Source organism: Ekhidna sp. (genome assembly GCF_039960695.1).
In the GTDB taxonomy this organism is placed as follows: Bacteria; Bacteroidota; Bacteroidia; order Cytophagales; family Cyclobacteriaceae; genus Ekhidna.
Map to the genome: position 1 here is coordinate 41,110 of NZ_JBDVKP010000020.1, position 15,257 is coordinate 56,366.

Here is a 15,257-nt window from a genome sequence, read left to right on the forward strand (position 1 = left end):
CTTAATTTTTAATTCTGAGCATCAAATGCTTCCTTATATTCTTTAATGGCACGGTAAATTCCTGAGGCAATATAAGATTGAACTTCAGGGTTATTTAGTTCCTTCTCTTCCATCGGATTGGAAAGGTAGCCAATTTCCACTAACACGCTTGGCATAGCTGTACTCCACATTACATAAAGACTTGACTGTTTAACTCCATAGCTTCTTCTACCTGCTCTATTCTTGAGCTGACCATCAATCAAGCTTGCCAGCATAAGGCTATTATCTTGATACGCCGATTGCGTTAGATTGTATAGAATATAGGATTCTTCTGATTGTGGGTCAAAGTCGTAATTCTTCTGATAATCTTCTTCAAGCAGGATTACTGAATTCTCTCTTTGGGCAACTTCCAAGGCTCTATCTGTATTTTGAGCTCCCATTACATAAACCTCAGAACCTTTTATGGATTTCTTCCTGGTGAGGGGAGTGGTTTTTGGTAAGGAGTTTGCATGGATCGAAACAAACAAGTCTGCATTATGATTATTGGCCATTTCAGATCGCTTTTCAAGCTCGATGAAGGTATCGTCCTTACGAGTGAAAATAATCTCCACGTCAGAGATGTATTTTTTCACATAATCACCAACCTTGAGAGCTACCTGAAGTGCAACATCTTTCTCTTTGGTATAAGACCCAAGTGTACCTGGATCTTTTCCACCATGTCCCGGATCAATTACAATCTTGGTCACAGCAAAATTCCTTTTACCTACAGGTTGAAATGATGCTAATACTAAAAATAATGTCAATCCGATGGGTAGAACTAGATTTCTCACTCCCTTTATTGTCTAAAATGAAATACTTTTACGCAAAAGTTAGAAAAACCGGCCAAGGCAGTCATTTTCCTTTGCTGTTTATTGCAAATAATCTGCCAATTGTGCCGATAATTAAACATCTCAAAGATAGTTTGGTCATTGTTCATTTTCAAAAAAACGAGTTGGATTGAGGTGTCTCATTATACTTTTCTGTTTCATTATTTCTTTCTGTGGATTTTCACAGGAAATAGACTCTGTCTATAACAACGCAGAAGAGGAAATTTCTATTGGTGACCGCCTGATCGAATTGCCACCATCAGATACAACCAAGAACGATTCCACGGCCATTCAAGCACCTACCCAGAATCAAAGTGACATTCAGACTACTATTAATTACAACGCAAAAGATTCACTATTCTTTAATGTAAAGAGTCGAGAGCTTTTCCTATATGGAGAAACTCATATTGATTATGGAAGAGTATCCCTAGATGCTGAGCGTACAGATGTAGACTGGAATAAGCGGACATTAAAAGCAAAGTATGTTACAGATTCTACTGGAAGGAAAATTGGAAAACCAGTATTTACAGAGGGACCAGACACTTACGTCACCGATGATATTGTTTATAATTTCAAGACCGAAAGAGCCTTGATCAAAGGTGTAATTACCGAAAAACAAGGTGGTTTCATGCATGGAGAAGATGTGAAGAAAAATGCTGAAGATGAGCTTTTTATTCGTGGTGCGGCCTATACTACGTGCAATCTTGAGGATCCACACTTTTCAATTCAATCATCCAAACTCAAAGTAATACCTAATAATAAGGTTGTGTCTGGTCCATTTAACATGCGATTTAGAGATGTACCAACACCTTTATTTTTCCCTTTTGGAATGTTCCCTCAGCCTAAGGAAAAATCCTCCGGAATTATCGTCCCTTCCTATGGAGAAGAACAAAGAAGGGGCTTTTTCCTTCGAAATGGCGGCTACTACTTCGCAATTAGCGATTACATGGACTTAAGGCTGACAGGCGATATTTACTCCAAAGGCGGAAGCGGTGTAAATGCTGTATCTAACTACTACAAACGATATTCATTTCGAGGAACATTCAATTTCTCCTACGCCAACTCTGTAACCGATGATGTAGAAAACCCGATTGAAACCAATGATTATAGTATCCGATGGAATCATACACCGGAATCTAAAGGCAACTCTTCATTTTCAGCATCTGTAAATGCTGCGACCAGGACTTATACACAAAACAACAACCTTGTTGTTCAGGATTTTGACCGAAGTATCAACTCGCAACTAGCTTCAAGTATAAGCTATCGGAAAATATTTGCGGGAACACCCTTTAATATGTCCAGTAACCTCAGGCATAGTCAAAATTTACAATCTGGGATTGTCAACCTTACACTACCAGACCTAACAGTAAATATGAATCGTATTTACCCATTCAAGAACGTAGTGAACTCGAGCAACTCACCGATATCAAAATTGAGCTTTAGTCATAATCTTGTTGCTAAGAATGAACTTTCAAATGATCGAATTAGAAGCTCCAATTTTAATGTAATTAACAGAAGTGCAAGGTCTGACTCTGTAATCACCTTCAACAGTGACAATTTTAATGAGATCTTCAGAAGATCTCAGCTTGGATTCAAGCACGCAGTTCCAATATCTACATCGATGAATGTCTTCAAGTATTTCACTTTAAACCCAACATTTAATTATCAGGAACTCTGGTACACCAAAGAACTTCAATATGAGTATGTAGAAGAAGAAAATGGTGTACGAATTGACACTGTAAGCGGATTTAGCAGAGCTGGTAGTTGGTCTACTGGAGCTTCGCTAAATACCCGAGTATATGGAACTGTATTTTTTACCAAAGGTAAAATTCAGGCTATCAGACATGTGATGACTCCGAGTGTCTCATTTAATTACAGTCCAGACTTCTCCGATACGAAATATGGTGTCTATAGTGATGTCCAAATCGACTCATTGGGGAACACACAGCGAGTAAGTAAATATGAGGGCTTTGCTTACGGATCACCTCCTGGCGGTGAAAGTAAGACACTTGGATTTGCGCTTTCTAACAACCTTGAGATGAAAGTAGCGAGTAAAAAGGATACAGTGAATGGCTTCAAAAAAGTCAAATTATTTGACAACCTGGGAATAAGTACCGGTTATAACCTGGCAGCTGACTCATTTAAACTGAGTAACATAAACATCAACGCCCGAACCAGTTTTTTTGATGGAAAAATCAGCCTAAACGTAACTGGATCACTAGATCCATATGAATATTTACTCCTCTCAGAAACTATAAATTCTCGCGGTGAACGAGTGGTGAGTCAAAGAAAATTGGATAGATATACCTGGAACAATGGAAATGGGCTTGGTAGACTTTCAAGCTTAAATACAGCAATAAGTCTTAACCTATCACCCAATAGTTCGAATAGAAACAATACGTCCACATCCAACACCAATAGCGGTAGAGATGACTTTGGTTTAGATGGAGTATCTCCGCCAGATGAACAAGTTGGTTTTGATGGATATTCCGATCTGGAACGACAGCAGGTAAACCACATTCAAAATAACCCCGAAATGTATGTGGATTTCAATGTGCCCTGGTCTTTAAGAATGCAATATTCGATCAATAGAACCAAGAGGGGATTTGAGGACGCCTCAATTCGTCAGAGTTTTCAATTCAGCGGAACATTGGGACTAACGGATAAAACTCAAATCACATTTAACTCCGGTTATGATTTTGAAGCCAAAGATTTTACCACCACACGCGTGGGTGTTTCAAGGGATCTTCACTGCTGGACAATGAACTTCGATTGGGTGCCTTTTGGGAGATTCCAATCATACTTTCTTTCTATCCGTGTGAAGTCATCTATACTTCAGGATTTAAAGCTAGAAAAACGCCGCAGCTTTTTTGACTTCTTTAATTAGAAGCGCTTTCCAAAAATTGTAAAATAGAATTAAAAACTACTGTAACCTTCAAATCCCCTATGGTTTGAGGCCTTCTTTTTTACAATTATTTAGACTTTTTCAAAGCTACTCTTACAGGTTTAAATCATTTTTTAACAAACAAATCATGCTTATGAAAAAGTTTTTCTTTTCATTGATTGTGTGTCTCTTGGCTTTGTCACAAGTACAAGCCCAGAGATCGGTATCTGGAAAGGTCACTGACGATGTTGGTGAAGGCCTGCCCGGAGTGAATGTGGTAATAAAAGGTACCACTACAGGAGTAACGACTGACATTGACGGAAACTATCGCCTTCAAGTAAATGATGGAGATATTCTCGTCTTCTCTTATGTCGGTTTCGAAGCTCAGGAGATAAATGTTGGCACCAGATCAGTCATTGATGTAACCCTGGGAGGAGCAACAGAACTACAAGAGGTAATCGTAGTAGGATATGGAGAGTCAACAACTAAAAAATTGACAGGGTCAATTGACAAAGTTGATGGCAAAAAATTCGAGCAAGTACCTCTTCCAAGTTTTGATAATATTCTTCAGGGAAATGTTGCCGGCCTAAACGTTCAAGGAACGAGTGGTATGCCTGGCGGAGCAACAAACGTTCGACTGAGAGGAATTGGATCAATTAACGCTGGCAGCGCACCTTTATATGTGTTAGACGGAGTTCCAATAAATATTGGAGATTTAAGTAGAGATCAGCAAACCGCAAATGCGCTTGCATCACTCAATCCAAATGATATTGAGAATGTAACTGTATTAAAAGATGCGTCCGCTGCTGCTATATATGGTTCCAGAGCTGCTAATGGTGTAATAATCATCACAACTAAAAAGGGTAAACCAGGAAAAACTAAGTTCACCTTAAGAGTTCAGCAAGGTGTTTCTCAAAGAAGAGATGATCCATTTGATGTAATGAACTCAGCTCAGTTTACTGAGTATATGCGGGAGGCCGTGACGAATACAGGCGGAGACCCTGATGATGCAGGTTCTGCTTCAACATATTTCCCAATAGTCCCTGATACAGTAGATACTCCTTGGTTAGATTTAGCTTTCCAAGATGGTTCGCTTAAAAGCTATGAATTATCAGCAAGTGGTGGAGATGAAAAAACAAGATTCTTTATCTCAGGATCATTCTTAGATCAGGAAGGTATAGCTGTTCAAACGAAGTTAGAAAGATTTTCTTCACGTTTTAACATTGACCATTCTGCTACCGAAAAACTTACATTCGGTGTAAACCTGACGATATCCAATGCTAAGCAAAATGGTAGATATGGTGGAGGAACTTCTTTTGGAGATCCGATTTATGGTGGAATGTACATGTCTCCACTTTATCCAGTATTTGCTACACAAGAGCAGATTGATAATGGTGACGATCGAGGAACTGGATTCAACTTCAATACTCCCGGATTCTCAAATCAAAATCACGTAGCTACTCAAGCGCTTTCTAGCAATGTGGCTAACTCCTTCCGTACTACTGGTAAGGTTTTCGTGAATTATGATATCATGGAAGGATTGACGTTCAACCAGAGCGTCGGAATGGATATGGTAAGAATCAATGAAGACAGCTGGACTTCTCAAAATCACCCGGATGGTGTAAATGATGGAGGTTTTGTAACGGCTGTTTCTACATTTAACCGTGATTATGTTATTACAAGTACATTGAATTACAATACCACTTTTAATGACTCTCATAATGTATCTGTTCTTATTGGTAACGAATACCAAAATGCTAATAGAGAATCAATTGATGTAACCGCTAATAATTTCCCATCTGATAAGTTGAGAACTATTAATTCGGGTGCGAATAACTTTAGCTATGGTGCATTCGGTACAGAATGGGCTATCTGGGGTATTTTCTCTCGGGTAAATTATAACTTCGATGAGCGATATTTCTTAGACATCAGTGTAAGACGAGATGGTTCTTCAAGGTTTGGAGCAAACAACCGTTTTGCAGTTTTCTACTCCGTGGGAGCAGGATGGAATATATCAGATGAATCATTTTTCAATGCAAGTTTTGTTGATCAATTAAAGCTTCGTGGTAGTTTCGGTACCTCGGGTAACCAATCCATTGGAAACTTCGATTCCAGAGGTCTTTATCAGTTTGGTGCATACGATGGAATCTCTGTGAGCTTCCCATCTCAGCTTGATAACCCAGACTTAACGTGGGAGCAAAGCTCTCAGGTAGATATTGGAGTCGATTTCAGTTTATTTCAAGGTAAACTAAGCGGTTCAGTTGATTACTACAATAAAGAAACATCTGACATGCTATTACAAGTGCCAATTTCGAGAACTACTGGCTTTACGCAATTAGATCAGAACTTGGGGACTATGGTGAATAAAGGATTTGAGGTAACACTGAGTTCTTTAAACCTTGAAATGGGAGACTTCTCATGGGCAACTGATGTTAATTTCTCCAGAAACCAGAATGAGATTACCAGCTTACCTGATGGTGCAGATATCGTGAGCGGTAACACCATTCAACGTGTAGGAGAGTCTGTAAATGCTTGGTATCTTCCAGTATATGCTGGTGTAAATCCTGCCAATGGTGCACCACTATGGTTTGATGAAGATGGCAACATAGTAACCTCATATGGTCAAGCTGATCGTCAGATTGTTGGAAGTCCAGTAGCAAATATCCTTTCAGGGCTTACCAATACATTCACTTACAAAGGTTTCTCTGTATCAGCCTTTTTATTCTTGAGCCAAGGAAATGATGTATTCAGGAGTGTATCTAGATTCATCAATAGTGATGGTTCACGTTTCGGAAGAAACCAGAGTGATGAGCAATTGAGAAGATGGCAACAGCCTGGCGACGTAACAGACGTACCAATAATCAAGCAAGGAAATACTGACGGTGGAAACAATAGTTCAACACGACAGCTACATGATGGATCATTCTTGAGATTGAGAAATGTGACAGTAGCGTACAATCTACCATCAGATTTGGCTTCCAAGATGAAGCTTACAAGTGTGAGAATCTACGCACAGGGTCAAAATATTAAGACATGGACTAAGTATCCTGGTCTTGATCCTGAAGTAGGGATTACCGGAGTTGATTTTGGATTGTACCCACAACCTAGATCTTATACTGTAGGTATCGACATTGGATTTTAATTAAAAAATTGAAGTATGAAATCTTATAATAAATTATATAAAATCAGCTTAGCTCTATTAGTAATAATGGGCATTAGCTGTTCAGATCAATTAGAGGTGGAACCACAACAATCTGTTTCCACTGATGCGGCATTTGAATCACTTGGTGATTTTCAAAATGCTATAATAGGCTTATACTCTGGACTTCAGAGTGGAAGTTACTACGGCAGAAATTTTCCAGCACTAATGGATGCTTCTTCCGATAATGGTAACATCCCTGATGGAGCAGGCGCGCGCTTGACTGTTTACTATACACTTGAGTTAAACCCAACGAACACTACGGTAAGTAATTGGACTCAAGCATATAACGTAATTGGAAGAGCGAATCAGGTTATCAATAGAATTGATGATGTAACCGGAGATCAGAGTATTAAAGATCAACTGAAAGCAGAAGCATATTTTGTACGTGCATTGGCTCATTTTGACGTCATGAGAATTTATGCTCAGGACTACAACTTTACTGCTGACCAATCACACTTAGGAATTCCATATGTGATAACCAATGAAATCGGAACTCCTGCAAGGGATAATACGGGTACGGTTTTTACAAATATCATGAATGACCTAAATGCTGCTGAAGGCCTAATGACGAATGCAACTTCCGCTGGAGGTAGAAGAGCAAGTCAAATGGCAGTTGTTGCACTGAGAGCGAGAGTAAATCTTTACATGGGTGATTACACCAATGCACTTGCCGATGCTAATGAAGTGATCAACACTGGTGGATATACTTTAAGTACATATACCGCGGGCACAGTTTTAGATGGTGATAATAACACTAACAACATCATGGTCGAATGGGCTACTGCAACGGCTAGATCAGAGGATATTCTAGTTATCTATCAAAATAGCACTAATGATTCAAACTATAATGGTCTGGAAGGTTTAGGAGCAATTTACAATAGAGTAGACGGATATGGTGACCTTGGTCCAAGTGATGATATTGTTGCTCAGTATGATCCAGCCGATCTTCGAAACCTTTGGTATAGAAATATTGGTGGAATCAACTTTGTGAATAAGTTTCCAGGGAATGATGGCAATGCCCGTCTTTTCAACTACCCTATCCTGCGATTGAGTGAAATGATACTTATTCAGGCAGAGTGCTTAGCAAGAGATGGACAGACAACTCCTGCACAAAACGCAATTAACCTGATAACTGCTAGAGCTAATGCTCCGGCAATTAATAGTTCAGGTGCTGCTTTAATTGACGATATCCTCGCGGAAAGAAGAAGAGAGCTTGCATTTGAGGGTCATAGATACGGTGACATTAAGCGTCTTCAGATTGATATGGATCGAGGCAGCGGATGCACACTTACTAATGGTAATTGCAACATCCCTTATGGGGATAAATTATTTGCATGGCCAATTCCACAGGAAGAAACAGATGCAAATCCTAACATGGTTCAGGATGCGTTGTGGACTGCATTCCTTGGTGGATAATTCTTTCAATTTTAAATAACTAAAAATGAAATACATAAATAAGCTATATACATTATTGATTGCAGCCATCCTTATGGTAGCAGTCAGTTGTACAGAGACAGAAACTCAAGCAGTTTTTGATGGGAGTTTTGTAGCGTTTACCGTCAGTGAAACTTCTATCTTAGAAGGTAGCGCGTCGAGTTTGACACTTGAAGTAAACATGGCAGGACCACTTTTAAGCAATGACCTTACTGTTGAATATACAGCAACAGCGGTGACAGGTACTGCTGGAAATTTTACACTCTCTGATAACTCAGGGACCTTGGTTATTCCAGCAGGTGAAGTTTCCGCAACTGTGGATTTTTCTCCAGTAAACAATTTTGATGAGGATGGTGACAAATTGATAGAACTCACAATTACTTCGGTAAGTGAGGATCTTACAATTGGATTACCCGGTCCTGATGAAAATAATAAGACAGTTGCAATTACAATTTCAGATGACGATTGCGCATTTGATCTCGTAGCTGACTATGCTGGCACATATTCTGTAGCTGAGGTCTTTACAAGCGGCACCAATGAAGGGTTAACTCTTGCAAGTGCTTTCGGCGAAACATATGCTGTTGAATTAACTGCTGATGCAACTGATCCATCAGGTACGGTTGCGACTTGGAGCAATGTTGCTGGAAATGATACATTCTTTAATGAAGGGACACCAATAACTTTCCTTCCTTGTACGAGTGAAGTTTCTTTTGGCAGTGCACCTCAGATAGCTCTATTCGCAAACCTTACAATCGAGTCTAGCTCATTTTCAGGTGGAGTCATTACTCTTAGTGGACCACTGGGCAGCTTTGGACCATATGAAATTGTGCTTACTAGAGACTAAATCTTTATAAATTCTAATTTAAGCGAGCACCGAAATTTCGGTGCTCGTTTTTTTACATCTTAAAAATTACATGAAACAGTTATCGAGATATTTCGCATTTGCACTATTACTACTGCCGTTATGGTCAAACTCTCAAGGTCTTCCAAGCCTCACAGGAGCGGGAAGACAACATGATATTGAAACTTGGCTGGAAAGAAATAAGCTTAGATCCTTTAATGAAAACGACGATACTCTTGGGGATCGTTTTCTCTATGAAGAATGGAAAACAGGATCAGTGGAAACCACAGACAGTCTCAAAGTGGATAAAATAGAATTGAAATATGACCTGCTATTTGACGCCCTAATCGGAAAAATTCGTGGCAGTATGACTACTCTTCGAAAAGAAAATATTCGAAACTTCACAGTGATTGATAATGGGAAAAAGCTTCATTTTCAAACAGTTTATCATAATGACAGAATGTTATTTCTTCAAATAATCTATACAGGAACTTCAATCAATCTATACAAACAACACAGCGTACGTTTGGAAGAAAAAGATGCTGGAAATCAAGCCTACGGCAGTGGGGTTGCCTACGATAAATATGTTTATAAAGAAGAGTTCTTCATTGAAAGAGGAGAAAGTGGTTTGACATCTATTAATAACAGTAAAGGGGCGATTCTTAAACTTTTAGCTGATAAAAAGGAAGAAATCAAAGACTACATTAAAAGAGAATCTCTTAATGTAAAAGAGGAGCAAGATTTGGGATTAGTATTAAAATATTATGAAAGCATTAAAAATTAAACAATTGGCCATCATCACTTTGATGATGGCCTTTTTTGTATCACATGCTCAGGAGAAGAACTGTGGTACCACCATAGACTCAAGAACAGTCGAAATGATAAAAGATGGATTAATACCATTGGACAGATTAAGAACTTCTGCAGCTGATTCATATAAATTAGCCATAACCGCGCATATTATCAGAAGAGAGGATGGTACAGGCGGATTATCAGTGGCACAACTAGAAACTGCGATTGAAACTGTTAATAGTTTCTATGGAGCTGCAAATCTGGAATTCTTCATTTTTGGAGACATTGACTTTGTGGACAGCGATAAGTTCTTCGACTATGACGCGGGTGATGAAAGTGTTCTTGCAGGCACACGTGATGTAGCAAACACCATCAATATCTATTTTGCAAATAGTGTGACTTCAGGAGGATCCGCCTTATGCGGATATGCCTACTTCCCAGGCAATCCGGATAGAATTCTTATGGACAACGGTTGTACGATAAATGGAACCACATTGTCCCATGAAATTGGCCATTACCTTACCCTTTATCATACCCATGGAAAAACTAACAATGGTACCACAGACGAGCTGGTAGATGGAAGTAACTGTACAACTGCCGGAGATGAAATTTGCGACACGCCAGCTGATCCTAACCTATCAGGAAAAGTCAACAGTAGTTGTCAATATACAGGCACCTTAAGAGACGCCAATGGAGATTTATATCAGCCAAATGCGGAAAATATTATGTCATATTCCACGCAAAGTTGCAGACGACTTTTTACTACTGGCCAATTTGATCGATCCCTATCAGGATACCTTAGTTTTAGAAATTACCTCATTTCCAAACCTTATAATGCGGATTTCATTTCAGAGCAAAGTGTGGTGTGTGTAGGTGATGAAGTCAATTTCAGCAATTTGTCATTGGGGGAATATGACAATATAGAATGGGCTTTTACCGACGGGTCTCCCACCACATCTACGGAAGAGAATCCTAATACATCGTATACTGCCGCGGGATCGTACGATGTGCAACTAACAGTTTATGGAACAGATGGAGGGACTGATATCAAGATCATCGAAGACGCAATAAAGGTACTCGAGTATGGTAGTGTCAATACATCAAGCATGGATGAAAATTTTGAATCTAGCGTCATAGGAGATTTTGTGCTTCACTCACCATCAGATACGTATACATTTTCTATTGAATCAGTTGGTTTAGAAAGTAATCAATCACTCTCCTATCAATTTTTTAGCCATACGAACAATCAAAATGCTGATTATGTATTGTTAGATCCAATTGAAAATCCAGGAGCTATGGACTATGTTTTAAGTTTTGATTACGCGTTCACCTACTTTTCTGATGGATCTTCTGAAAGAATTGATGACATCCAGATTCTGGCTAAAGGATGCGGACAATGGTCAAATGTCTGGTCAGCAAATGGTAAAATAGATGCCACAGTTGATCCAAAAGCGTCAGCATTCAATCCAACTGATCAAGATTGGGTTCATGTGGAAAAATATATACCGGTTGAGGAGAGTTCTGATTTTATTCAGCTTGCAATACAAGCAACAGGGAACACGGGAAATAATTTTTTCATCGATAATGTAGCGGTAAGCTACGCCACAGGTATTGTCATTAGAGATGTGGCAATAACAAATGAAATGTGTGCTGGCGACGCTAATGGTGCAATTGAAGTCAGCGCCAGCTTTAACAGCAATGATATTACGTACAGTATTGATAGTGAAAATTTTCAAACGAATGGACTATTCCCTAACCTCAGCGGTGGCGCGTATCAAGTCACTATAAAAAGTGGTGAAGAGACAGAATTGATAGATGCTACCGTAGCAACAACAAGCCAAAAACCCGCTAAACCACAAATTGTTTTCTCTGATAACGAGTTAAGACTGTTATCGAGTGCTTTCATCATAGAGTGGTATTACAATGGTGAACTTATTGATGACAGTGGCACAACTAAAATACCATTCAATGGCAATGGAAATTATCAGGTCATTGTCAGAAACGAAATAGGCTGTGAAAACATTTCAGATATTTTCATAATTCTAGATTCAACTTCAGAGTCGGATCGCATGGTTTTATATCCAAATCCTGCAACCGACTATTTAAAAGTGAAAGTATCTAAGCCTACAGCTATCGAAATAGTAGATCTGACTGGTCGTATTTTAAAGAAACAACCAGCATTCAAGGGTGAAATTTCTATGAATATTTCAGGTCTCAACTCTGGTGTTTATCTCGTAAGGGCGAAGACTGAGACCGGCACGATAGAAAGAATTATTGTCGTGCATCATTAATTAGTCTTTGAGTAATGTCGTTAGGCTAACAATATCAGTTCTTAAGGTCCCATTGGGGAGGAAAAGAGAGATGAGATCAGTAAATTATATAACTATAACTTATTGATTATGAGATTCTTCTATTCAATTTTGATTATTGGATTTTTAGTACGCTGTGGAGGGAAGGATCTTGAATTTGAGGATATATTAAACACCCCTCCAGCACCAACGGATACTGAATGTACACTAACAGATGGTTGGTCTTTGCCGCCATCAGAAATAGTTGGAGGGGGTATTGGCAAAGAAGGAATACCATCGCTTGAAAATCCAGATTTTCTCCATAAATCTGCAACTAATTTTCTTTCCGGAGATGATTTACTGATCGGAGTTGAAATTAATGGTCAAGTCCGTCTATTTCCTCACAGAATAATGGATCGACATGAGGTGGCGAATGATCAAGTAGGTGCTGCTAAGTACAGCCTTACATTTTGTCCTTTGACGGGCAGTACCGTTGCAATAAGCAGAAATGATGATGACTCTTTTGGCGTGTCAGGGTTATTACACAACTCAAACTTGATTTATTACAACCGTGCCACAAATAACTTTTGGTCTCAAATGAAATTGTCCTCAATCAAAGGTGAGAATGTTTGCGAATCGGTCATTCCACTAGGAACAGTAGAGATGACATGGGAAGGATGGCAAAAGTCTGTTGCAGACTTTGTTGTGCTCGATATTAATACTGGCTTTGACAAAGATTATTCAGACGCTTTCAGTGCGGCAATTCTGGAGCATAACACGCCTTTGTGGCCATATTCACCAAAAGACAATCGATTAAAAAACTTTGAAAAAGTTTATGTTCTTTTCGTTGATGGATTTCCAAAAGCCTATCCATTAAACTTGTTTGATGAAGAAATCAAAGTCATTAGAGATGCGATTCTTGGAAAGGAAATAATCATTATTTCTAACAAAAAACATGAACTTATTACGGCATATTATAATGTCAAGGGTCTTAACTACTCAATACGTGAAGGTGCAGAGCTTATGCTGATGCAAGAAAATAATAGGTGGAACATCTTTGGTAGCCTGGTCAGTGGTGCCGATTCAAATCTTACAAAACCGCAAGGCTACATGGCTTATTGGTTTTCTGCAGCTGCTATGTTTCCAAATATTGAAATATACAATCCGCATGATCAGGATTAGCTTCATATTATTGATGCTTTTAATTTCACAGTCAGTACTTTCTCAGAATTGTTGCTCGGGTGGCGTTCCAATCAGCTCTAATATCGGTGTAGCTCCAGCAAGCAAAAATACCTGGCAAACTATTCTTATCGGTGATGTGAACTTTCTAGATCAGCTTTTAAGAGGTCCAAATAAGATAAATAACGATTCTAGAGAAAGAACAACTGCGTCCACTCTATTACTCTTAAATTATTCATTTAGCAATAGGATTTCAGCAGATTTGACCATGCCATGGGTTTCGCAAATTCGCAAAACAGAAGGAGCAAACAATGCCATCTTTAAAGAAAATTCTTCAGGAATAGGAGATATATCTATACTCCTCAAGTATCAGCTCACCGACCCGCAGTTAACTGCCTCCTCATTCTCTCTGGGTGCTGGTATAAAAGTACCTTCTGGGAGCACTGATCAACAAGATTCTGATGGGATCACTCTAAGTCTTGATATGCAGCCAGGAACAGGCTCTATTGATCAATTTTACTGGTTCTTCTACAGCAATCAGTTCTCCAATAAGACTTCATTATTTCTATCTGCGTTGTTTCAGCAAACAGGCACTTTTACTAATTACAATGGATCTCAAGAGTATAAGACGGGTAATTCACTCGTTGCTCGATTAGGCTTGAATAGAAATTTTATAGTCGCAAACTATATAACAACACTTTCTATGGAATTCATTCCACGTAAAAACTGGGCAGATCATGTAGACAACCAACTCATTCCTAATACTGGCGGTCATTGGTTATTTATAAAGCCCGCACTCACCTTTAACTTCAGCCCAAGTGTCTTACTTAATCTTGGAGCTGAATTACCGCTCTACGCTAATGTAGATGGAGAACAACTGTCTAGCTCAAAAAGATTAACTATTCAACTTATTCATCGAGTGAATACAAAGTCGCCATTAAATAGCGAATTGTGAATGAAAGAACCTCTTCGGGCTTGTATTCAAAAAATATTTAAAGTCTTTGATTAAGTGGGATTGGTCATAGTATCCACATTGATAAGTGAGCTCGGTTAAGCTTTGACCAGGCTCCTCTAAATATGAATTAATAAAGAAATTTATTTTTTCAATTTTGCAAAACTCCTTAGGTGTCAATCCTACTTCTCTATTAAAGTGTTGTTCTAGCTTAGATTTGCTCACGTTAAGAGAAGAGTAAATCTCTTTAACTGAAGTCCTTCCAAACGACTCCCTTATTTGCTCAATCGAATTAAGTATTGTGTCATTGTATTCGTACAGGTCCAGGGATGTCTCCAAGGCTTCTTCTACAATATCACTCGCTACATATGTATTAGATCCTTCCCAGGCCTTTATTAATTCCTTTCTATGACTTAATGAAAGGTTAAGTGCAAAAACACTACTTGAAACCTCTTTAAGCTCTCTGGCCATTTTATTTGCATAAATGGGATTGATTTTAATCACCATTAAGCTGGCGTTAGGCTCCAGAGCAATTTCTACTCCCCTCCTTCTTGGCATACAAAAGTATCCGACACCTTCTCTGAGCAGGAGAGGCCTCACACTCCCGATAGATTTAATTGTGATATCCGTTCTTAACGGAATGAAAACCTCTGCCATATTATTTGGCACAAGCACCTGAGGCCTTTTTTTGTCCTCTCCAGCTATCTGTATGATTTCTTCTACAATAGCAATCTTTTCTTTTAGTCCTATTTGAGTATACATTTTGGTGAATTTTATTTCAACCAAAACGTATTTAGGTGGCCCTCTACTTATTGATTTTCAGCTACATATGTTAAGAAT

10 protein-coding genes are annotated in these 15,257 nt (G+C 38.8%); 8 read left to right on the plus strand and 2 right to left on the minus strand.

The features are described 5' to 3' along the window. Nucleotides 1-8 precede the first annotated feature (8 nt). Complete coding sequence (locus ABJG98_RS16405; protein WP_348280627.1) at nt 9-809, minus strand: N-acetylmuramoyl-L-alanine amidase; 801 nt, start codon at nt 807-809, stop codon at nt 9-11. A 166-nt stretch (nt 810-975) separates the two neighbouring features. On the opposite strand from ABJG98_RS16405, the gene ABJG98_RS16410 reads away from it, so the two are divergent. From ABJG98_RS16410 to ABJG98_RS16445, 8 genes are all read left to right on the plus strand, one after another. Next, complete coding sequence (locus tag ABJG98_RS16410) at nt 976-3,732, plus strand: putative LPS assembly protein LptD (protein ID WP_348280628.1); 2,757 nt, start codon at nt 976-978, stop codon at nt 3,730-3,732. Between the two features lie 151 nt (nt 3,733-3,883). Beyond that, nucleotides 3,884-6,871 carry a TonB-dependent receptor gene (locus ABJG98_RS16415; RefSeq protein WP_348280629.1) on the plus strand — a complete coding sequence of 996 codons (2,988 nt, stop codon included), beginning with the start codon at nt 3,884-3,886 and terminating at the stop codon, nt 6,869-6,871. Between the two features lie 15 nt (nt 6,872-6,886). Next, the gene (locus ABJG98_RS16420; protein WP_348280630.1) at nt 6,887-8,347 is read left to right on the plus strand and encodes a RagB/SusD family nutrient uptake outer membrane protein; all 1,461 of its coding nucleotides are present in this window, start codon (nt 6,887-6,889) and stop codon (nt 8,345-8,347) included. 25 nt (nt 8,348-8,372) lie between these two features. After that, nucleotides 8,373-9,209 carry a hypothetical protein gene (locus ABJG98_RS16425; RefSeq protein WP_348280631.1) on the plus strand — a complete coding sequence of 279 codons (837 nt, stop codon included), beginning with the start codon at nt 8,373-8,375 and terminating at the stop codon, nt 9,207-9,209. A 70-nt stretch (nt 9,210-9,279) separates the two neighbouring features. Further along, nucleotides 9,280-9,990 carry a hypothetical protein gene (locus ABJG98_RS16430; RefSeq protein WP_348280632.1) on the plus strand — a complete coding sequence of 237 codons (711 nt, stop codon included), beginning with the start codon at nt 9,280-9,282 and terminating at the stop codon, nt 9,988-9,990. Then, entirely contained in the window at nt 9,971-12,289 is a 2,319-nt protein-coding gene (locus tag ABJG98_RS16435; protein WP_348280633.1) for a T9SS type A sorting domain-containing protein, read from the plus strand. The genes ABJG98_RS16430 and ABJG98_RS16435 overlap by 20 nt, the downstream gene beginning before the upstream one ends. 108 nt (nt 12,290-12,397) lie before the next feature. Beyond that, nucleotides 12,398-13,468 (plus strand): DUF3179 domain-containing (seleno)protein, encoded by a 1,071-nt coding sequence (locus ABJG98_RS16440; protein ID WP_348280634.1) that lies wholly within the window; start codon nt 12,398-12,400, stop codon nt 13,466-13,468. Continuing rightward, a complete protein-coding gene (locus tag ABJG98_RS16445) occupies nt 13,455-14,420 on the plus strand; it encodes a hypothetical protein (protein WP_348280635.1) in 966 nt (321 codons plus the stop codon). Before ABJG98_RS16440 ends, ABJG98_RS16445 begins: the two co-directional genes overlap by 14 nt. Here the strand turns inward: ABJG98_RS16445 and ABJG98_RS16450 are convergent. Next, entirely contained in the window at nt 14,403-15,179 is a 777-nt protein-coding gene (locus ABJG98_RS16450; RefSeq protein ID WP_348280636.1) for a helix-turn-helix domain-containing protein, read from the minus strand. The genes ABJG98_RS16445 and ABJG98_RS16450 overlap by 18 nt on opposite strands. Between the last annotated feature and the right edge of the window lie 78 nt (nt 15,180-15,257).

Coding starts and splice junctions, on each gene's coding strand:
- ABJG98_RS16415 (WP_348280629.1), top strand. CDS start 3,884: ATGAAAAAGTTTTTCTTTTCATTGATTGTGTGTCTCTTGGCTTTGTCA.
- ABJG98_RS16420 (WP_348280630.1), top strand. CDS start 6,887: ATGAAATCTTATAATAAATTATATAAAATCAGCTTAGCTCTATTAGTA.
- ABJG98_RS16425 (WP_348280631.1), top strand. CDS start 8,373: ATGAAATACATAAATAAGCTATATACATTATTGATTGCAGCCATCCTT.
- ABJG98_RS16430 (WP_348280632.1), top strand. CDS start 9,280: ATGAAACAGTTATCGAGATATTTCGCATTTGCACTATTACTACTGCCG.
- ABJG98_RS16435 (WP_348280633.1), top strand. CDS start 9,971: ATGAAAGCATTAAAAATTAAACAATTGGCCATCATCACTTTGATGATG.
- ABJG98_RS16440 (WP_348280634.1), top strand. CDS start 12,398: ATGAGATTCTTCTATTCAATTTTGATTATTGGATTTTTAGTACGCTGT.
- ABJG98_RS16445 (WP_348280635.1), top strand. CDS start 13,455: ATGATCAGGATTAGCTTCATATTATTGATGCTTTTAATTTCACAGTCA.
- ABJG98_RS16450 (WP_348280636.1), bottom strand. CDS start 15,179: ATGTATACTCAAATAGGACTAAAAGAAAAGATTGCTATTGTAGAAGAA.